This window comes from Ruegeria sp. YTSA135 (assembly GCF_059610165.1).
In genome coordinates this window covers 97,506-118,331 of record NZ_JBXWNC010000009.1, presented here as the reverse complement: position 1 = coordinate 118,331, position 20,826 = coordinate 97,506, and the positions used below count along the sequence as shown (strand labels likewise).

Here is a 20,826-nt window from a genome sequence, read left to right as displayed (position 1 = left end):
TTGTTCAGGGGGAGCTTGCAACCGCTAAAACCTACGAAACCCTGCATCGGCACAGCAAAGGTCCAACGTGTGCGGAAACGCAGAAAAGGCTAAAACCTAACGCTTGAACCGCCTTGTAAGCCTGCTCAGAAAGCCTGCTGAGTCAGTGAATGCAAAGAATTCTTGATCCTTGCCATGGTGCGAGTTCAAAACAATTTGCCTCAGCCGATCCATCTGCCCAGCGTTTAGCGCCATGGGGTCGTTGACTGCGCTTGAATTCACTTTTTGCGCAGGCATTTCGGTCAGGTCAAATCCGTTGTCACGACCGAATTTTTCGAGCCCGCCCCGCAGGTCTGAGAAATCCAGCAGGGATACACGCGCGCCTGACGTGTGTTGGGCGGATTTGTTTACTTCTAACCTGCCCGAGATATTCCCGGCGTCCAGCAAATCTGAAATGGATTTGTTTGACGATACGAGCGCCTTGAATTCCGCCAGATCAATGGGTTCGTTTCGCGCGTCGAGGTCAAAGCCGCCGCCGTCCTTCTTACGCATCCAGCGGTGGGGCGAATAATACAGCGACATCATCCGCTCGACCGGAGGACGGGCAAAGGCATATACCGTGTAATCGGCAAAACCCGGACCAATCAGATCTTTGTATTCAGCCAGCGTCTGGTGCTTGGATTTTGTCGTGTCACCGCTCAGCTCAAACCGGTCGGCGCCATCCTGATGGCCGCTGGTTACCATCGCGTCATCAGAAAACCGAAGAAAACAGCGGGTAAAGAAGTTTCCTCCGGTCTTCGGTATGTGAATGAAAACGCAGTGTTGCTTGGGGAAATGCACGTCTCGTCCCTAACGAAGAGAACGCTGCATTGTATCACAGTTCTGTACTTATCCAATAATAATTCCACAAATAGCACCTTTCTGGTGGAAACGGTGGAGTTTACACCAGATTTCAGTTTTTTGCTATGACCGGCACCTTGTAACCGTATAGCTCGCAATATTTCTGCAGAAGGTCTTTTACAGTAGGGCTGATGTTACCCCAATCCGTTTCTGCTAAATTTGGTTTTTCGTAGTGCACGCCTTTGTACAGTTTTTCGGCGTTAACAGGTTTCAGGTTGATTTCGTTCTTACTGACATCAAAGCCTTTTCCCAAAAGGAAGTCGATGAACCTTTCGCTATCATGCTCGATGCGGAATACAAAATCTGGGTTTTGGCTTCGAATTATTCGCGCCCAAAGACATAGTGAAACAATGGCGCGTTCGGTCTCGGTTTCGAAATCATCAAGATCGATCCCGGTTTCAGCTTTGATATGATCGCGTCGAAAATCATACGATACCGGTGCGTGCTTGTTCTCGCGCATGATCGAGGGGATTGCCGTTTTCGGGTCACGTACGGTTTGTATCATGATCTCCCAGTGCAATGCTCGACGCGTCCGTGCAACGGGGTCCATTGCCCACGGGTTTTCTTCGGCGTCAACAGCGAACATCCAAGAGCTAATGCCATCTGCGCCGCCGGCTTCATGCCCGACATCCAAGCCGGACTTTTTACACAATTCGGCGACAAAACCTGTACCTGTTCGTGGATGTCCGACACACAGAAGCGGCCGAAAGAAAATGCGTTTTACATGGCGCCTGAGTTTTTGTTCGTGCGCGGCTTGCTCCTCCGACGCAGCATGTTTAGCGAGAAAGTCCAACCGGTTTTCTTTGGGGTGAATATGCGAATCCACTGAGCCTTCTGACCAAGATAAATCGGACGCTATCGGAGGGAAAATCGTCTTTGAGGTTTTGCTATCGGCGACCTTCTTATGTACGAATATGTCAGAAGTTGTTTCTACTCTTGTGAAACGATCTAGCAACAACTGGGCAAATGCAGGTGTCATTGCATGACAGGGATTTGACATCCGCACGTCTCTTGTAACACGAACCCGCCTTCTCGGCTTATGGTCGTATGACTTAGCCCACCCCATTCTCAACAACATCGGGATTTTAGGGTCGAATGTGATGCGGTTGGCTTTGATCTTTCTATTGAGCCGTTTTGTAATCCGGCTTGTCCATGGGTGCAGAAGCACATCATCCTCTAGAATCAACGTGCGCCGCTTGGAACGGCTGACTTTTTGCCAGATGTCCAAATAGCTGGCAAAGTTTGCCACCTGCGAGGAGATCAAGACGTTATTTTCACAGTTGCATCGATCCTTCCCACAGCGAAAGCAAGGCGGAAAAGTTGCTACCAAACCTTGTTCGAACAAGACCTGAACCTTGGGGTGTTCTGGCTTGAACGCGTCGTGCCATTCGAAATCGGATATTCCAAATTCGGCCAAATGCTTGGGCAGGCGCCCACGGCGTTCGTCTGCGTCAGGTAAACTGAGCACAATAATCTTATCAACTATTCCCTCAAAAGGACCTAGTTTGCTAGAGTTTCTAGCCAGCAATTTTGACTTCATGAGGATTCAACCCAAGCTCGCGCTCGCTGCACTCTCGGGCAGTTCCTCGTCAAAACAGCGTTGGTAGAACTCGGCGACGGTCTGGCGCTCCAGCTCGTCACACTTGTTCAGGAAAGACAGGCGGAATGCGTAGCCGACATTGCGGAAGATCTCGGCATTCTGGGCCCAGTTGATCACGGTCCGCGGGCTCATCACCGTTGAAAGATCGCCGTTCATAAAAGCAGTCCGGGTCAGGTCGGCAACGGTCACCATCTGGCTGACGGTTTTGCGGCCCTTTTCGGTGTTGTAATGCGGGGCCTTGGACAGCACGATCATCGTCTCGGCATCGTGGCTGAGGTAGTTCAGCGTTGACACCAGCGACCAACGGTCCATCTGCGCCTGGTTGATCTGCTGCGTACCGTGATAGAGGCCAGTCGTGTCGCCCAAACCCACGGTGTTCGCCGTCGCGAACAGGCGGAAATTCGGGTTCGGCGTAATGATCTCATTCTGGTCCAGCAGGGTCAGCTTGCCGTCGTGCTCTAGCACGCGTTGGATCACGAACATCACGTCAGCGCGGCCTGCGTCATACTCGTCGAACACGATGGCAACCGGATTGCGCAGCGCCCAAGGCAGGATGCCCTCGTGGAACTCGGTCACCTGTTTACCGTCCCGCAGCTTGATCGCGTCCTTGCCGATCAGGTCGATCCGGCTGATATGGCTGTCCAGGTTCACACGCACGGCTGGCCAGTTCAGACGGGCAGCGACCTGTTCGATGTGGGTGGACTTGCCAGTGCCGTGATAGCCCTGAATCATCACCCGGCGGTTATGGGCAAAGCCGGCCAGAATCGCCAGCGTGGTTTCAGGGTCGAACTTGTAGGTGTGGTCTATGGCGGGGACGCGATCGCTTGCCTCGGCAAACCCTTTGATCGCCATGTCGGTATCAATGCCGAATACGTCACGGACCGAGATTTCTTCGGTTGGTTTTGCGTTGATGTCAATCGATCCGTCAGCCATGTGCGTAGTCCTTATCCTTCGACCCGTCTTGTCGGGCCTGAACCCGTGTGTGGTGCAACATATTGCAGGCGAGGGCAAGGGAAAGCCGCGTCCGCTATAACGTCGGTCAGCCTTTCTTTGAAACTGGCTTTATCGGCACGCGGGCCAATGTTCGCAGTTGATCACCAAAGCCTGCGACAGCGCCGATTTTCGGATGCGGTATTCATGTCTGCGGATTTCTAAGAAGTGTTAATATTGAAATATCTGGATTTACGAAGTTATATTCAAAATATTCTGATACAAAGACTGCTCCCGGTTTGATGTTAAGCGGTAGAGGCGCGAATGGCGTTAACAATTCAAGGTCCTTCTTCAATTGCGATCCCCAGTGGATCGACCTCTGTTATGCAGTTGTACACGGCGAGCAAAGCAGGAGCTTCATGGAGTGTCGTTGTTTCAGGAACTGGGGGCTTGGCCCCTTCCGACTATTCTGTTTCGATTTCGCAAAGCGGTGTTTTGAGCGTCGAACTAACCCCAGGTGCCGTCATTCCTCCAAACACACAGCTTACTGTTGAAATATTCGCATCAACAGGCCCTGGTAACGGCAATAACGACTCCCTCATCGTAGCTGTCGACCTTCCTGCAGGGACGGTGCCGTGTTTCGTGAAGGGGACTTTGATAGAAACTGAAAAAGGCTATCGCGCCGTCGAGGAATTATCCGTTGGCGACAAGGTCCGTGTTTCCAGTGGTGAACTGCTGCCCATTGAGTGGATTGGTGAAAAGACCTTGAGCGTGGAAATGTTGAAGCGAAACCCGCGATTGCACCCGGTTTGCATCCAAAAAGGAGCGATTGGCGCGGGGGTGCCTGACCGCGATTTATACGTTTCGCCGCAACACAGAATAGTTCTGGAAGGCTGGCGCGCAGAACTGCTGTTCGGCGAGCCGAAAGTCTTCGTCGCTGCGATTCATCTGGTCAACGACAAGACAATTCGCCAAGTCTGGTCCAATGAGGCGGTGACTTACTACCATATTGCGTGCAGTCGTCACGCAATATTGATGTCGAATGGGCTACCTTCCGAAAGCTTGTTTCTGGGTGATATGGCGCTGTTGTCTTTCGGTCGAGAAGATGCCGAGGAACTTTGTGCGCTTTTTCCCGAACTACGCAGCCCTGAATCCATTTGGATGCAAACGCGCGTGCCCTGCCTGAAACGCTCCGAAGCCGAGGCGCTGCGCGCTACGCTGACGTCGTAAATCAACTACTTGAAATTCCGACTGTCCTTAATCTGGTCCCAGGCCCAGACGACCTCTTGCAACTGCTCTTCCTGTGACCGGTCGCCGCCGTTCATGTCCGGGTGCAGCACCTTGATCAGCTTTTTGTAGGCTTTGCGCACTTCGGCCTTGGTCCAGCTGTCCTTGGCTTCGAGAATCTCGATCGCCCGACGTTCGGTCGGGGGCAGGCGGCGGCCCGTGGCGGCGCGGCCCGGGTTCTTGGTGGCATTCTCGCCCAGCACCTGATGCGGGTCCTCGATGCCCAGACGCGCCCATGCGCGCGCTTCGGGGTCGCCCATCGGCTTGGTTTCACGTTCCCAGACCTTGTCTTTTGACCGCTGCGCGTTCAGTTCAGCCTCGGTCGTGCCGTCGAAGAAATTCCACTTTTGGTTATATTCGCGTACGTGTTGCTGGCAAAACCAGTAGAAATCATCCAACACGTCTGGCGCCTTGGGCGCGCGATATTTACCAGGCTCCTGGCACCCAGGATGGTCACAGATCCGAACCGAAGTTTCAGACGCGCCCGACATGCCCCGACGCCCGCGCGGGTTTTTCTTTTTGGCGTTGGAGACGGACATATCGAATCCGAAAGGGTCTGATTTCGTCATGCTGTGATCCTTAAGAACGCATCTTCTCGACTCGGAGGCAGCAGTTTAGTCTAAGCAGCCAAAAGTAGAAGAGGGGGGCGGCAATTAATTTGCTGCCGAGCGAAAAAATGACCGTGACCGACGAAATCTATGAACGTCTTGATGCCGCATTTCACCCGAGAGAGCTGAAGGTTGTCGATGATAGCGAAAGCCACCGAGGGCATGCAGGCTATCAGGAAGGCGGGGAAAGTCACTTCAACGTGTTTATTCGCGCCAGTGCATTCGAAGGCCAATCCCGTGTCGCCAGCCATCGGGCGGTGCACAAGGCGTTAGGTGACATCGTGCCGCGGATACATGCGCTGGCGCTGGATATCGGAACCTAATGCGCGCCTTAGGCGCTTTACTTCAGTTCAGCCCAGAGCTTGGAGACGCAAAGTGCTGCGATCATACCGGCAAGCACCTGGTTTTGATACGGGATGGGCCGCCGCGACGCCAAACCCTAAGATTTGTCTGAGTGGCGGAATTCGATCTTTGCGTCCTTGAGCGTCAACGGAGGGTCTTTTACCTCTTCGGAAATTGGTTCCGGCGCTGTGACGATTTCTGGTCCTGGAACGGGCTGCGCAACCGGAGTTTCGTCGGGGGTTTCTTCCGGGACAGGGGCTGCGACCTCGACCGCCTCGATCGTGCGGCGGAAGACAAGCACATTGCGCCAATTCACGGTAGATCCGGTCAAGCCAGCCCTCTCTTCGCTTGGTAAAAGCTCTGCGCGTTGATATTCCCAGCCGTCTTGACCCAATTGGTTCAACACTTGCTCAATCGTTGCGGCAAACCGGCCCTCGGCGGTCTTTACACCTTTTGCTTTCGTGCCTTTTTGCGGGGCGGGAACGACCTTGTACTCATAGCGCTGCATCGGTTCTTCCTGATTGCCGGTTTGTGGCAACTTAACATGCGGTTGATTTGGCGAAAGTCAGCATTGCGCGAAAACACCCGGAAAATCAAAAGCGGCAGGATTTTGCGAAACCCGCCGCCTGTATTGGGTGCCCTTAGAAGGTTACGAACCTAGTTTCTTGCCGACCAGCTCGTTCACCGCCTTGGGGTTGGCCTTGCCGCCAGTTGCTTTCATGACCTGACCCACGAACCAACCTGCAAGCTTCGGGTTCACCTTCGCCTTTTCGACCTGCGCGGGGTTAGCGGCGATAATCTCATCCAGCGCGGCCTCGATTGCACCCGTGTCGGTGACCTGCTTCATACCGCGGTCTTCAACGATCTTCGCCGGGTCACCGCCTTCGGTATAGACGATCTCGAACAGGTCCTTGGCGATTTTGCCCGAGATCGCGTCCGAGGAAATCAGATCGATGATTGCACCCAGTTGCGCCGGAGAGACCGGCGAGTCGGTGATGTCGTGATCTTCTTTCTTCAGGCGACCAAACAGTTCGTTGATGACCCAGTTCGCCGCCAGTTTGCCATTGCGGCCCTTGGCAACCTCTTCAAAATACGCGGCTGACTCTACCTCGGCAGTCAGGACGGATGCGTCATAGTCAGTCAGGCTAAATTCGCTGATGAACCTTGCCTTTTTGTCGTCTGGCAGTTCCGGCAGTTTGGCGGCGATATCGTCCACCCATGCCTGCTCGATCTCCAGCGGCAGCAGGTCGGGATCAGGGAAGTAACGATAATCATGCGCCTCTTCCTTGGACCGCATGGATCGTGTTTCACCTTTGTCCGGGTCGTACAGGCGGGTTTCCTGCTCGACCTGTCCACCACCTTCGACGATAGCGATCTGACGGCGGGCTTCGACCTCAATCGCCTGCTGGATAAAGCGCATCGAGTTCATGTTCTTGATCTCACAACGCGTTCCCAGATGCGAGAAATCCTGCGTTTCCTGATACTTCTCATACGCACCCGGCAAACAGATCGAAACGTTTACGTCCGCGCGCAGGTTACCGTTCTGCATGTTGCCGTCGCAGGTGCCCAAGTAACGCATGATCTGGCGCAGCTTTGCGATGTATGCGGCGGCCTCTTCTGGCCCACGGATGTCGGGACGCGAGACGATCTCCATCAGGCAGACGCCTGTGCGGTTCAGGTCGACAAAAGACATATGTGGATCCATGTCGTGGATCGATTTGCCCGCGTCCTGCTCCATGTGGATGCGTTCGATGCGGACCATGCGTGCCGTGCCATCGCCCATCTCGACCAGCACTTCACCTTCGCCCACGATGGGGTGGTACAACTGAGAAATTTGATAGCCCTGTGGCAGGTCCGGATAGAAGTAGTTCTTGCGGTCGAAAGCCGATTTCAGGTTGATATCCGCCTTCAGGCCCAACCCGGTGCGCACCGCCTGTTCCACACAATATTCGTTGATCACCGGCAGCATCCCCGGCATCGCCGCATCCACAAAGGCCACGTTTGCATTCGGCTCGGCCCCGAATTTCGTCGACGCGCCCGAGAACAGCTTGGCATTGGATGAGACCTGAGCGTGCACCTCCATCCCGATCACCAGTTCCCAATCGTGCTTGGCCCCGGCGATGGTCTTGGGTTTGGGCATTTCGTATGTCAGATCGAGCATTGCGCGCCTCATTTCCGCAGAAGTCTAAGCCTGCGTATTAGGCCCGGCGCGGGCTAGGGGCAAGGGGGAATCAGTGCTGGGACAGGCGCAACCCCGACGGGGTGAAGGTTACATCCATGCCGCTGAGCAACTCCTCGCGGAACAGGTCGCCAATCGCGCGCAGTGCATCGCGCTGACCGCGGGCCGCGAACCGCTCGGCCGAGTGTATACGGACCGAGTTGTTGAACCCGTTCGCCGCATGCGCCCAGATCATTGGGTGCAGCTCGGTCATGTGGTCGCGGATCAGCCCGTGTGCGGCCTCGTGAATTTGCGCACGCACAGTCTCGGCTTTTTCATTCTGCCTCAGGCCGTTCTGTATCGTAATGGCGCAATAGGCGGATAGCATGTTGACTGTTTGCTGATCCGGCCGATGGTGCAGAATGTCATAGAGACCTTCCAGAAAGTACTCAACATCCAGCCGGGCACAGGCCTCTTCATCCAAGGTGATGGCGTCGAATTGCACCCATGTGTAACCGCCAGCGCCCCAGATGTCGTGGGTCCGGGCTGCGTTGCGCAGGGCTTGAACCTCAAGCTCTGCGTAGCTGCCAAACCACTGGGGCAGCAGCTGGGTGCCCATCGCGCGCATGTGGCGCTGATTGTTGGGGTCTAGCGAGATCAGCCGCTCATATTCATCAGCAACACGAAGGCTGGCTTTGCGTTGGCCAGCCAAAAGTGCGCAGCCTGCGGCGGCGACGATCGGGCTGTCTGGCAAAGCCGCGCGACATCTCGGCAATAACGCTGCGGCCCGGTCGAAATGGGCCGCACAGCGGGAACGGTGCAGTGGCGGAAGGGTTGCGTCCGTTGCCGTTCCGCGCCACGCCCAAGCCAGGTCGATATGCGTCAGCGCGACCACAAGCGCAATCATCGCATCATCCGGGTGCGCGCGCATTTCGTCTTCAAGCTCGGAAATCCCGCCAAGCAAATCGTACTCACGCAGTGCATTTCCATCCGAAAGGGCGTGTTCGACCCCGAGAACCACATCGGACCGAGCGCCAAAGCCAAGCAGATCCGCGATTGGCGTGCCATCCGGTGCGGCGGCACGGTTCTTGTCTGCCGCGCGCATTTGACGAGACAGTTCGGCCCAACGATCCTGTCTGGCCAGCGTGCGACCACGCCCAATCGCATCGCGGCCTGCCAAGTCTTCGGCTTTGACGTCGGCCAATGGGATGTTCAATTGCCCTCTACCCGGGAGCGTCGAATTCACGCCGCCATTCACGTTGGGCAGGCTCTGCATGGAGCCTTTGGAAGAAGGAGAGGATTGGGCCTGACGCGCCCTGAAAAACCGAAACATGGTAAAACTCAAAATCAAAACAACTTACACGCTTGTTAGAAATTCTGACCGAAGGTTGGCTCAAATTCAAGCTTACGGCACTTTATTGGGTATAAACCCGAAACTAAGCATCATTAATCAGTTTGATTGTTTCAGAAAACGCGAAAATGATGCCGTTCAACCCGCAACCCGGCTTTCTGCAAGACGGCCTCAAGCTCCTTATGCGGCGGCATAGCCTCATCCGGCAGGCGAATCCGTTTGTCTGACGTCAGAACCAGTGCGCTGCGCACCGAAAAGTCCCAGCGTGTGTCTAACCGAACGTGATCGATTTCGGACAAAGCGACCTCGCCCTCGCGGTTGCCAGAGAACCAGCGAATCCGGTCGACATCCAACGTCAGCCCTGCTTGAGTGTCCTGTATGATGTCCCAAAGGGCAGGCAAGGTGGTCAGGCTGAGCAACACAACAAGCCACCATGCTGCGTCAAACACGATCACCAGCGCCAACAGCCCCGCATAGATGCCGATCAGAGTCAGGACGCCGCGTCGCGTCCGGTTGTTGCGCGTGAAACTGTACGGGCTCATGCGCCAAGGATACGGGACACCATTTCCGTGGTATCGCGCGACAGGTTTGGTGTTTCGGCGATACGGGCCAGCTGCGCTTGCATGAGGTCCTGTCGCTCAGCGTCGTAGCGTTTCCATGTCTGGAAAGCCGAGCACATTCGGGCCGTTGTTTGTGGGTTAACCGGATCCAGACGGATCAACCAATCCGCAAGCAGCTCATAACCGGCCCCGTCAGGGCGGTGAAACCCGGCATGGTTCATCGCGAGCGCACTGATGACCGCGCGGAATCGGTTCGGGTTTTTCCAATGGAAATCAGCGTGCTCTGTTAGCGCGCGTGTGACGTCAACGGTTGTTTCGGGTGTGGTTGTAGACACTTGCAATGCAAACCACTTGTCAACCACCAGCCGGTCATGTTGCCACTGATTGTAGAATCTTGTCAGTTCCGCCTGGCCCGCGCCTGCCCGCAAGAGACAGGACAGAGCAGTCAACTGGCGGGTCATGTTGTCAGCGACTGCGTATTCTTCGGCTGCTTTGGCACCGCCATCAAGCCGCGAAGTCAGGTACATAACCGCACCGCCAAGCGCGCGTTTGCCAGCCTGTTCGGCGTCTGGGCTGAACGGAGCGTCAATCTGCGTTTCGCTAAGCAGTCTCGGCAGCAGGTCCTGGACATGGTGCGCGGTTGCTTGCCGCAGGGTTTCGACTGCTGTCCAAATCGCCATCGGATCAGGGGTTTCACCGCTTTCGAACAGGGCGGCTGCCAATTCTGATTGCGTTGGTAGGCCCAGCATCAAGGCGCGATAGGCGGGGTCCAGATCTCTGTCCCGCAACACGGTTAGCATACCATCCAGATAGTCCGCCCCCGGCGCGGCATCGTTTCTGATCATGCGCAGTAAGGTGTCTTGCGCGAGTGAGCGCCCGGCCTGCCAGCGGTTGAACGGGTCAGTGTCATGGGCCAACAGAAAGGCGCGTTCCGCATCCGTATGGTCATGTTCGAGAATTACCGGAGCCGAGAAATCCCGCAGGATCGAGGCAACGGGTTTGGCGGCCAGACCGGTGAATTCAAAGCTCTGTTCGGTCTCTGTCAGTTCCAGCACCTCGGTTGGGCGCACTTCATCCCCGTTCGGGCTCAGCAAGCCAACGGCGACCGGGATCACTTGCGGCAGCTTCTCTGACTGACCGGGCGTCGGTTCGGTTCGTTGTTTCAGGGTCAGAGTATAAATGCCGTCCGCCCAATCTTCGGACACGGTAACGCGCGGTGTCCCTGACTGACTGTACCAGCGTTTGAACTGGGTCAGATCGCGGCCTGTCGTGTCCTCGAACACTTTCAGCCAATCCTCGATGGTGCAGGCCTGCCCGTCGTGGCGGTCGAAATAAAGGACTAGCGCCTGTTTGTACGCCTCATCCCCGACCAACCGCTTCAGCATCCCAATCACCTCGGCCCCTTTTTCATAAACTGTGGCCGTGTAGAAGTTATTGATTTCCTGAAAGCTCTCGGGTCGGACAGGGTGCGACAATGGCCCGTTGTCTTCGGGGAATTGCCGCGCGCGCAGGTCTATGGCGTCATGTATGCGTTTCACCGGGGCCGAGCGCATGTCAGAGGTGAACTGCGCATCACGGAAGACGGTCAGACCCTCTTTTAAACAAAGTTGGAACCAGTCGCGGCAGGTGATGCGGTTGCCTGTCCAATTGTGGAAATACTCATGCGCGATGATCGCTTCAATGCGTTCGAAGTTATCATCGGTCGAAGTTTCCGGGCTGGCCAGAACAGCCGAGGAGTTAAAGATGTTCAGCCCCTTGTTCTCCATCGCGCCCATGTTGAAATCGTCGACGGCCACGATGTTGAACACATCCAGATCGTATTCCCGGCCATAGACGTCTTCGTCCCATTTCATTGACTTTTTCAGTGCCTCCATACCAAAGGCGCATTTCTCTTCATCGCCTGGGCGAACCCAGAGGTTCAATGCAACATCGCGGCCCGACATCGTGGTGAACTGGCCGGGATGCGCGATTAGGTTGCCAGCCACCAACGCAAACAGATAGGCGGGTTTAGGCCAGGGATCGGTCCACTCCGCCCAGCCCTTGCCTTTGCCCGAGGGGTTGCCGTTCGACAGCAGCACCGGCAAATCGCCATTTATGCGCACGGTGAAGGTGGACATCACGTCTGGCCGGTCGGGGTAAAAGGTGATCTTGCGGAACCCTTCGGCCTCGCACTGCGTGCAATACATGCCGTTCGACATATAGAGCCCCTCAAGGGCGGTGTTGTTGCCCGGGTCGATCTCTACAATCGCTTCCCAGATGAATGGGGCGTTTGGAACGTCGGCGGTCAGGCCAGTCTCGGTGACATCGGGTGTGATCTCGGCCCCGTCGATGGCGGCGCGGATTAGGGTTAAATCCTCGCCATGCAGGAAAAACGTTCGATCTGTGGCGTCCGGATTGGGGCTGAAGGCAATGCGCGACGTGACGCGTGTGGCGTGATCGGCCAAATCAAAGGTCAGATGCACGCTGTCCACTAGATAGCCAAAGGGCGTGTAATCTTTCAGGTAGATCGTGGTAGGGGCTGCGTCACGCATCGGGGGCCTCGCATCGGTTCATGTTTGGCGCGACGTTATGGCCTGCGGCGGTGGGCTGCAAGCGGTGCAATCCGCAACCGTGCCTGTGTATTCCGAAGTTTTGGTAAGTGTGTTTTACCGCAGTGGCCCCTGTGCGCGTTGCCTATCGGAAACAATCGTTCTAAATGCAACCGGAATACAGTGGCGTACACACGAGAGAGGGACCCCATGAGCAGCAGACAAACGCGCAGCGGACTGCAAGTTGATACCGTTCTGGCCGAATTCATCGAAGATCGGGCTCTGCCGGGCACGGGTGTCACCGCCGAAACCTTTTGGGGCGGTCTGTCCCGCCTGGTGGCTGAGCTGGGTCCGAAAAACCGCGCGCTGCTGGCAAAGCGGGAAGAAATCCAAGGGCAGTTGGACGCGTGGCATCTGGAGCGGAAAGGGCAGGGGCACGACGCCGCCGCGTATCAGGCATTCTTGCGCGAAATCGGCTATCTGGTTGAAGAAGGCGCCGATTTCCAGATTGAAACCACCGATGTTGATCCCGAGATTGCGCAAACACCCGGACCGCAATTGGTAGTGCCAATCACTAACGCGCGTTTCGCGTTAAACGCAGCCAATGCGCGTTGGGGCAGCTTGTATGACGCCCTCTACGGCACCGACGCGATGGGTGACCTGCCGACCGGCAGCGGGTACGACACGGCCCGCGGCGCAAGGGTGATCGCTTGGGCCAAGGGGTTTCTGGACGACGCTGCGCCTTTGGCAAACGGGTCTTGGGCGGATGCGGCTGAGTTGCGGGTTGAAAACGGTGCGCTGGTGCCGGCTCTTGCGGATGCCTCACGTTTCGTTGGGTATGGTGGCGCTGCGAAAAACCCGGAGTTCATTCTGCTGAAAAACAATGGGTTGCACATCAAGATCGTTATTGATGCCTCCAGTACTATTGGTGCCTCTGATCCGGCGGGTATCGCGGATGTCGTGCTGGAATCGGCCTTGTCTACGATTATGGATTGCGAAGACTCAGTCGCCTGTGTCGACGCCGAGGATAAGGTGGTTGCATATGGTAACTGGCTGGGCCTGATGAAGGGTGACCTGACCGAACAAGTCACCAAAGGCGGCACCACATTTACCCGCAAGTTGGCGGATGATCTGGAGTACACCACCGCCGGTGGGGGTCAGGCCAAGCTGAAAGGTCGCTCATTGATGCTGGTGCGGAACGTGGGGCACCTTATGACCAACCCTGCCGTTCTGGACGCCGAGGGCAATGAGATCGGTGAAGGCCTGATGGATGCGCTGTGCACCACGTTGATCGCCATGCACGATTTGGCTCGCGAAGGCGGCAACTCGGTCATGGGATCGGTTTATGTGGTTAAACCCAAGATGCATGGCCCGGAAGAAGTTGCGTACTCGGTCGAGATTTCCGATATGGTCGAAGACATCCTTGGCCTGCCGCGTAACACCGTGAAGCTGGGCATCATGGACGAAGAGCGCCGCACCTCGGTTAACCTTAAGGAATGCATCCGTGCTGCAAAGTCGCGCGTGGCTTTTATCAACACAGGTTTCCTCGACCGGACAGGGGACGAGATCCATACCTCGATGGAGGCAGGTCCGATGCTGCCCAAGGGGGATATGAAAAACACACCATGGATCGCGTCCTACGAGGATCGCAACGTCGATATCGGGTTGGCTTGCGGCCTGAAAGGCAAGGCGCAGATCGGCAAGGGCATGTGGGCCATGCCCGACCGGATGCAAGATATGCTTGAGGCCAAAATCGGCCACCCGAAGTCCGGTGCCACCTGCGCATGGGTGCCGTCGCCAACCGCCGCAACGCTGCACGCAACACATTATCACAGTGTGGATGTTTTGGCCCGTCAGGACGAACTGGCAGCTGGTGGCGCGCGTGCCTCGCTTGAGGATTTGTTGACGATACCATTACTGAGCGGCCGCAATCTGAGCGATGATGAAATCACGCGCGAGATTGAGAACAACGCTCAGGGTATTCTGGGGTACGTGGTGCGCTGGATCGACCAAGGCGTCGGGTGTTCGAAAGTACCAGACATCAACGATATTGGCCTGATGGAAGACCGCGCAACCTGCCGTATATCCTCTCAAGCGCTGGCCAACTGGCTGAATCACGACGTTGTCAGCAAAGAGCAGGTGATAGCCGCGATGCAGAAAATGGCCGCCGTGGTGGATCGCCAGAACGAAGGCGACCCCGAGTATCGCCCAATGGCCCCGGGATTTGATGGCGTGGCTTTTCAGGCTGCCTGCGATCTGGTGTTCAAAGGGCGGATACAGCCTTCGGGCTATACTGAACCAGTCCTGCATGCCCGCCGTCTTGAGTTGAAAGCCAGCCTTTAAACCGAAAACACGATAGGACAGAAAATGGCAGTTTCTTTGCGCAAAGCCCGCACGATCATCCGAAAAACCCTTGAAAAGGGTCGTGAGATGGACCTGAAACCCCTTTCAGTTGTTGTACTGGATGCGGGTGGGCACGTCATCGCATTTGAACGCGAAGATGGCGCCGCACCGGGCCGGTTTCCGATCGCTCATGGCAAGGCCTATGGCTCGGTCATGTTGGGTATGGCGGGCACCGCGCAAATGCAGCGGGCCGAGGCACAGGCCTATTTTATGGCAGCGGTAAACGGTGTTTATGGTGGGCAGGTCGTGCCGGTTCCGGGCGGCATCCTTCTGCGGGATCGCAAAGGGGCTGTTATCGGCGCAGTTGGTGTCACGGGCGACACGTCTGACAATGACGCCGTTGCAGGCATGGCAGGGATCGAGGCCGCTGGTTTGACCGGAGAAATCTGAAAAAGATCACCGCGCCGGGGCAGAGCCTTGCCAGTTTAAGGCTCGGGCCCCGGCGTGGGCAACTCTCCCGTGTGCCTGAGGTTTCTGGATCACACTGTGCATCACTGAACACAGCCTTGCGCTGTCATACAGGGCGTGTTTTGTTGCACGTTCGATCCACTGCGGATAGCGTTCTCGTGAACAAGAAAACAGCAAGGGAAGCGGCATGTCTCGACCGGTCGTCGGTATCATCGGTAACTCCTACATCTTGAATGATGAGTACCCGACCCATGCGGGCGGAACGATGAACTCGGACGCGGTTGCGAATGTTTCGAACTGCCTGCCGCTGCTGATTCCGTCCGACCCACGCTATGTCTCAGTCGAGGAACTGTTGGAGGTATGTGATGGGTTTCTGCTGACTGGTGGGCGCCCGAATGTGCACCCTGAGGAATACGGCGAGGACGCCACCGACGCCCATGGAGAGTTTGATCGGGCGCGGGATGCGATTACGTTGCCTCTGGTCCGGGCCTGCGTCGAACGCGGTCAACCATTCATGGGCATCTGCCGCGGCTTTCAAGAGGTCAACGTGGCCATGGGCGGTACGCTGTATCCTGAAATTCGCGATTTGCCGGGCCGGATGAACCACCGCATGCCGCCTGACGGCACGTTGGAAGAAAAGTTTGCGCTGCGCCATGTGGTGACCCTGTCTGAGGACGGAGTTTTTCATCAACTGTTCGGGGCGACCGAGGTTATGACGAACACGCTGCACGGGCAGGGGATCAAAACAGTTGGCGACCGGGTGGTTGTTGACGGCTATGCCCCGGATGGTACGCCCGAGGCGATGTATATCCAAGACGCCCCAGGTTTTACGCTGTCGGTACAATGGCACCCAGAATGGGATGCAATAAACGATCCTGTGTCTCGACCGCTGTTTCAGAAGTTTGGCCAAGCCGTTCAAGCGTGGTCGACCTGCGGGCGCGCCGCGTTACGCCGGATCGCTTGAAGCCTGCTGTCTGTTTCGCACAGAAGAGCGACGTGGATGTCCCGCTTTTCACGTCGGAAAGCGGGACATCCACGCCTGATACGTGTCAGACCAGCAGGTTAAACTGCTGATTCAGCGGCAGTTTGCGGGCGCGCTCTCCGGTGAGGTCGAACAGCGCATTTCCAAGCGCGGGCATCGACGGAGGCGTGCCGGGTTCGCCCGCGCCACCCATGTGGCGGTTGGTTTCCAAGACGCGCACTTCGACCTGCGGCGCAGTATGCATGCGCAGCGCATCATAGTCGGGGAAGTTGTACTGCTCGACTTCACCTTCGGCAAAGGTGATCTCGCCATAACACGCGGCTGACAGCCCGTACATCATGCCGCCAAACATCTGCGCCTTGACGTTCTCGGGGTCCAAAGCCAGCCCCATGTCACAGGCGATCCAGGCCTTGCTGATGCGAATGGTGCCGTCCTCGTCAACCACCTCGATGACCTGAGCAACCGGAGTGCCGAAGCTGTAGGTGAAGGCAACGCCCCGGCCCACACCATCCGGCGTCTGACCAGTCCAACCTGACATTTCCTTCACGGCTTCCAGACATCCGGCCGACGGGGCATGCTCGGTCTTCATCAGCACCAGCCGGAATTCAAGCGGGTCCTGACCAGCGGCGTGGGCCATCTCATCCATAAAGGTTTCGTGGAAGAATCCGTTATGGCTGTTTCCTACCGAACGCCAGAACCCCACCGGAACATCCAATTTGGCGATGTGGCCGCTCATTCGGTAGTTCGGCACCGCATAGGGCTGGTTGAAAAAACCTTCGACCAGAACCTTGTCCGGGCCAGCGCCGGGCATGCCGGTGTACCGCGTCACCGCCTGCTGTGTGCAGGATTGCGCCGCGACCATGCCGTCGATCAGCACTGCTTTGCCGTTCTGAACTGCGCCCCGCATGCGGGCGATGGCACCGGGGCGGAAATAGTCATGGCGCATGTCTTCTTCGCGGCTCCAGGTTGTCTGCACCGGAGTGCCGGGCATCGCCATGGCAACCTTGGTGGCAATTTCACCAAAGTCCAACTCACCCCGGCGACCAAAACCGCCACCTAAGTAAGTGGTATGAATTTGCACCGCCTCTGTGTCCAGATTGGCCGTGTTTGCAACGCGGAACTTGATCAGGGTCGGGGCCTGATTTCCGCACCACAGTTCGAGCGCATCGCCGGTAAACAGTGCTGTTGCGTTCATCGGCTCCATCGTTGCGTGGGCCAGATAAGGCACCTGGTACTCAGCCGTAATCTCGGTCGCGCCGTCGGGTGTGACGCTGACATCGCCGTCATCCCGCATGGTCGAGTTCGGGGCTTCGTCAAACGCCTCGGAAATTTTTGCAAAGATGCCTTTGGTGTCTGGCGGGTAGGGGGCGTCTGCCCAGTCGACATCAATCGCTTCGACCGCCTGATTGGCCAGCCATGTGTTGTTGGCGATCACAGCGACCCCGGTGCCCAGATCGACCACTTTCTCAACTCCGGGCATGGATTTCGCAGCGCTGTCGTCATAGCCGTTCATCGCGCCGCCCAGCTTGGGGTTCATCCGAACGGCTGCGAATTTCATACCGGGCAAGCGAACGTCGACTCCGAATTCTGCGGTGCCGGTTGCCTTTTCCACCATGTCCAAACGCGGTTGGGTCTGGCCGAGATAGCGCCATTCTGACGGATCCCGCAGGGGGGCATCAACCGGTTCAAGCGCAGCCGCATCCACCGCCAGATCGGTGTAGGCGATCTTTTCGCCGCTGGGTGCAATGACATGGCCTGAGGCCGTTTTCAGGTCAGTCGGATCAACGCCGAGACGGTTGGCGGCAGCGCGCTTCAGCGTCTCACGCGCCGAAGCACCAGCTTGACGCATTCTCTCGAACCCATCTTTCATTGAGGTCGATCCACCGGTCACCTGCAAGCTGAGCGTTTTACCAAGAACACCCAACGCCTCGCCCAGATTGTGCTGGAAATCGGAGATATCATACCCCTTGTTGGGCAGGCCTTCCCCTATCAGGGCCGAGTTATAGTAAGCCGCCGCCGCAGGGCCGTGCAGAACGGTGATCTGATCAAGATCGACATCCAGTTCCTCGGCAATCAGCGCAGCCCATGTCGTCTGGACACCCTGTCCCATTTCGGCGCGGGGGGCAAAGAGGGTAACGCCATTTTGGTCGATCAAAACAAACGGGTTCAGAGCAGCCTGGCCCTCGCCAGGTTTCAACGGATTCACAGCGGGGCGGCTGACGTAATAGGCGCCGAACGCTACGCCACCGACAATCGCGGCCGAACCGATTAGGAAGGTGCGACGAAGGATTTTACCAACAGATGCCATGGTTTACGCCTCCTTCAACTTGCTGGCTGCATCATGAATGGCGGCGCGAATGCGAGGATAGGTGCCACAGCGACAAAGGTTGCCTTGCATAGCGTCATCAATATCTGCGTCCGAAGGGGCAGGATTTTCCGTCAGCAACGCAGCGGCCTGCATGATCTGGCCTGACTGGCAGTACCCGCATTGCGCCACTTGGTGATCGACCCACGCTTGTTGGATTGCAGCCATCGCATCAGGCGATCCGATCCCTTCGATTGTCGTGACATCGCCCCAGACATCCGACAGTGCCACCTGGCATGAGCGTACGGCTTCACCATCAATATGAACGGTACAAGCCCCGCAGGCCGCAACACCACAGCCGAATTTGGTTCCTGTCAAGCCGACCTCATCCCGCAATACCCAAAGCAGGGGTACGTCGTCGGGCAGATCAATCTGATGTTGCTTTCCATTGATCTTCAGGGCGGTTGCCATGGCGCACCTCACGTAGCTGTAGCTGGTTTCTGACATAATTGTCGTAAAATGTCACTGTGTCAATTGACAAAATAGACAGAAGATGTCACGGGTTCAGATATGACGGACACAGTTGATGATCCACGGCAAAAGGCAATCCTGGCATCGGCCTTTCAGGCGTTTGCCGCTTATGGGTACCGGAAAACGTCGATGGATGACATCGCGCGCGGCGCCGGCATGTCCCGCCCGGCAGTGTATCTACACTACAAAAACAAAGAGGCGATCGTCAGAAAACTGACTGAGGTTTATTACGCCGATAAAAGCGCTGCCGTGGCCGAGGCGCTGGCGACCTCAGGCACAGTGCCCGAGGTTCTCACACGTGCAGTGCAGGCACAAACTGCCGGGATGGCGACCATATTGGCCTCGCCTCACGGGCTTGAGATGCTGGATAACACCAAGTCCATGGCGGCCGACATCATTGCCGAGGGTGAGGCCGAACTGGCCAAGCACTATGCAGACTGGCTGACGCAGCAAGCGCAGGCTGGTCGGGTCAAAATGCCAGCAGATTCGGCCGAAACCGGGCGGACAATTACGGCCACGCTGAAAGGGCTGAAGCTGGCCGGCGCGGGGGCCGAGACCTATGAAAAGCAGGTTGCCCAGATCGCGTCCTTGATCGGTGCGGGGCTTGAGGTCAGGTAACCCTCTGCTGCACCTTGTACTCGGGCGCGTCCCACAGGCGATTGTTCATGACATCGGCTAGGATCTCAACCGCGCCTTCGACATCCTGTTCGTCGATGTAAAGCGGGGTAAAGCCAAAGCGCATGATGTTGGGCGCACGGAAATCTCCGATTACACCGCGGGCAATCAAGGCCTGCATAGCGGCATATCCGTCATTGAAGCGGAACGACACCTGACTGCCGCGCTGGCTCGGGTCACGCGGGCTGACCAGCTCCAGCTCGGGGCAGGTTGCTTCGACGCGGGCAATGAACAACTCGGTCAGCTCAATGGACTTGGCGCGCACATCGGCCATATCAGCCATGTCCCAGATATCCATCGCGGCTGACAAGGCGGTCATTTGCAGGATCGGAGGGGTTCCAACACGCATCCTCTCAATCCCGGTGCCGGGGCGGTAATCCAAGTCGAAAGCAAAGGGTGCCTCGTGCCCAAGCCAGCCTGACAGGGCCGGTCGTGCCCGATCCGCAAGGCGTGGCGCGACATAGATAAAGGCTGGCGCGCCCGGTCCTCCGTTCAGATACTTGTATGTACATCCCACCGCGAAATCGACGTTGCAGCCGGTCAGATCGACCGGGATCGCACCGGCAGAGTGGGCCAGATCCCAGACTGTTACTGCACCGTTGGCATGTGCCAGTTCGGTCAACGCTTTCATGTCGTGCATGCGACCGCTGCGATAGTCGACTTCGGTCAGCATCAGAACAGCGACATCTTCTGTGATATTCGCGGCCACATCCTCGGGCGCAACAACGCGCAGCTCATAGTCTGTCCCGAGCGATCGCAACAGGCCTTCCACCATGTAAAGATCAGACGGGAAGTTACCGCTGTCCGAAAGTACAACTTTTCGATCAGGACGCAGTTCCAGTGCCGAAGCGACGGCCTGATACACCTTGATTGACAAAGTATCGCCGGTCACAACCGATCCGGGCGCGGCACCTATCAACCGCCCGATACGATCTCCCAGAGCCGTGGGCAGAGCCATCCAACCAGCCTTGTTCCAGCCCGTGATCAGCATCTGCCCCCATTCCTTGACCATCATGTCATTCACGCGCTTGCCCGCAGCGCTTGGCAGGGGGCCAAGCGAATTGCCATCCAGGTAAATGATGCCCTCGGGCAGATCGAACATGGCTTTGGTTGCGGCAAAGTCGGTCATACTGGGGTCTCTACCTTCGTACTGTGTTGCGGTGATTTCGTCTGGCGTATCCTATCCATTTCTGCCTGTCCATCGATGCGACAACCTGAACTTTTGCCAATCTGGTTTCAAAGCGTTAGGACAGCGCTCAGAAATGTCACGTGCTTTACG

Annotated in this window: 18 protein-coding genes; 6 read left to right on the top strand and 12 right to left on the bottom strand. The window is 56.8% G+C overall.

The window, feature by feature from the left end:
• Positions 1-96: 96 nt before the first annotated feature.
• From AC2FIT_RS13640 to cobS, 3 genes are all read right to left on the bottom strand, one after another.
• Entirely contained in the window at positions 97-819 is a 723-nt protein-coding gene (locus AC2FIT_RS13640) for a sulfotransferase family 2 domain-containing protein (RefSeq protein WP_496830291.1), read from the bottom strand.
• Between the two features lie 112 nt (positions 820-931).
• Positions 932-2,419 (bottom strand): glycosyltransferase family 25 protein, encoded by a 1,488-nt coding sequence (locus AC2FIT_RS13635; protein WP_496830289.1) that lies wholly within the window; start codon positions 2,417-2,419, stop codon positions 932-934.
• A gap of 6 nt (positions 2,420-2,425) precedes the next feature.
• On the bottom strand, positions 2,426-3,412 hold the full coding sequence (gene cobS, locus AC2FIT_RS13630) for a cobaltochelatase subunit CobS (protein ID WP_496830287.1): 987 nt from the start codon (positions 3,410-3,412) through the stop codon (positions 2,426-2,428).
• Between the two features lie 321 nt (positions 3,413-3,733).
• Between cobS and AC2FIT_RS13625 the strand changes: the two genes are divergently transcribed.
• Complete coding sequence (locus AC2FIT_RS13625) at positions 3,734-4,639, top strand: Hint domain-containing protein (RefSeq protein WP_496830285.1); 906 nt, start codon at positions 3,734-3,736, stop codon at positions 4,637-4,639.
• A gap of 5 nt (positions 4,640-4,644) precedes the next feature.
• On the opposite strand, the gene AC2FIT_RS13620 is transcribed toward AC2FIT_RS13625, so the two are convergent.
• Entirely contained in the window at positions 4,645-5,265 is a 621-nt protein-coding gene (locus tag AC2FIT_RS13620; protein ID WP_496830284.1) for a J domain-containing protein, read from the bottom strand.
• A gap of 107 nt (positions 5,266-5,372) precedes the next feature.
• On the opposite strand from AC2FIT_RS13620, the gene AC2FIT_RS13615 reads away from it, so the two are divergent.
• Positions 5,373-5,627, top strand: coding sequence for a BolA family protein (locus AC2FIT_RS13615; protein ID WP_068336346.1), 255 nt, complete (start codon positions 5,373-5,375; stop codon positions 5,625-5,627).
• A gap of 116 nt (positions 5,628-5,743) precedes the next feature.
• On the opposite strand, the gene AC2FIT_RS13610 is transcribed toward AC2FIT_RS13615, so the two are convergent.
• The 5 genes from AC2FIT_RS13610 to pepN all read right to left on the bottom strand — a co-directional run bounded on the left by AC2FIT_RS13610 (position 5,744) and on the right by pepN (position 12,246).
• Positions 5,744-6,154 carry a DUF4177 domain-containing protein gene (locus AC2FIT_RS13610; RefSeq protein WP_496830281.1) on the bottom strand — a complete coding sequence of 137 codons (411 nt, stop codon included), beginning with the start codon at positions 6,152-6,154 and terminating at the stop codon, positions 5,744-5,746.
• Between the two features lie 141 nt (positions 6,155-6,295).
• A complete protein-coding gene (gene gatB / locus AC2FIT_RS13605; protein WP_496830279.1) occupies positions 6,296-7,807 on the bottom strand; it encodes an Asp-tRNA(Asn)/Glu-tRNA(Gln) amidotransferase subunit GatB in 1,512 nt (503 codons plus the stop codon).
• A 70-nt stretch (positions 7,808-7,877) separates the two neighbouring features.
• Positions 7,878-9,137: a hypothetical protein gene (locus AC2FIT_RS13600; RefSeq protein ID WP_496830277.1), complete on the bottom strand. Its 1,260-nt coding sequence runs from the start codon at positions 9,135-9,137 to the stop codon at positions 7,878-7,880.
• 131 nt (positions 9,138-9,268) lie between these two features.
• Positions 9,269-9,697, bottom strand: a complete 429-nt coding sequence (locus AC2FIT_RS13595) for a hypothetical protein (protein ID WP_496830275.1) — start codon at positions 9,695-9,697, stop codon at positions 9,269-9,271.
• Positions 9,694-12,246, bottom strand: coding sequence for an aminopeptidase N (gene pepN / locus AC2FIT_RS13590; protein WP_496830273.1), 2,553 nt, complete (start codon positions 12,244-12,246; stop codon positions 9,694-9,696). The genes AC2FIT_RS13595 and pepN overlap by 4 nt, the downstream gene beginning before the upstream one ends.
• Before the next feature lie 207 nt (positions 12,247-12,453).
• On the opposite strand from pepN, the gene AC2FIT_RS13585 reads away from it, so the two are divergent.
• The 3 genes from AC2FIT_RS13585 (at position 12,454) to AC2FIT_RS13575 (ending at position 16,018) form a co-directional block, all read left to right on the top strand.
• Complete coding sequence (locus AC2FIT_RS13585) at positions 12,454-14,586, top strand: malate synthase G (RefSeq protein WP_496830272.1); 2,133 nt, start codon at positions 12,454-12,456, stop codon at positions 14,584-14,586.
• Between the two features lie 24 nt (positions 14,587-14,610).
• A complete protein-coding gene (locus tag AC2FIT_RS13580; protein ID WP_496830270.1) occupies positions 14,611-15,036 on the top strand; it encodes a GlcG/HbpS family heme-binding protein in 426 nt (141 codons plus the stop codon).
• A gap of 205 nt (positions 15,037-15,241) precedes the next feature.
• Complete coding sequence (locus tag AC2FIT_RS13575; protein ID WP_496830268.1) at positions 15,242-16,018, top strand: gamma-glutamyl-gamma-aminobutyrate hydrolase family protein; 777 nt, start codon at positions 15,242-15,244, stop codon at positions 16,016-16,018.
• A gap of 85 nt (positions 16,019-16,103) precedes the next feature.
• Here AC2FIT_RS13575 and AC2FIT_RS13570 read toward each other — a convergent pair whose 3' ends face one another.
• Both AC2FIT_RS13570 and AC2FIT_RS13565 read right to left on the bottom strand, forming a co-directional pair.
• Positions 16,104-18,344, bottom strand: a complete 2,241-nt coding sequence (locus AC2FIT_RS13570) for a xanthine dehydrogenase family protein molybdopterin-binding subunit (RefSeq protein ID WP_496830266.1) — start codon at positions 18,342-18,344, stop codon at positions 16,104-16,106.
• 3 nt (positions 18,345-18,347) lie between these two features.
• Complete coding sequence (locus tag AC2FIT_RS13565) at positions 18,348-18,812, bottom strand: (2Fe-2S)-binding protein (RefSeq protein ID WP_496830264.1); 465 nt, start codon at positions 18,810-18,812, stop codon at positions 18,348-18,350.
• 99 nt (positions 18,813-18,911) lie between these two features.
• Between AC2FIT_RS13565 and AC2FIT_RS13560 the strand changes: the two genes are divergently transcribed.
• On the top strand, positions 18,912-19,490 hold the full coding sequence (locus tag AC2FIT_RS13560) for a TetR/AcrR family transcriptional regulator (RefSeq protein ID WP_496830262.1): 579 nt from the start codon (positions 18,912-18,914) through the stop codon (positions 19,488-19,490).
• Here AC2FIT_RS13560 and kynU read toward each other — a convergent pair.
• A complete protein-coding gene (kynU, locus tag AC2FIT_RS13555; protein ID WP_496830260.1) occupies positions 19,483-20,676 on the bottom strand; it encodes a kynureninase in 1,194 nt (397 codons plus the stop codon). The two genes, AC2FIT_RS13560 and kynU, sit on opposite strands and share 8 nt — an antisense overlap.
• Between the last annotated feature and the right edge of the window lie 150 nt (positions 20,677-20,826).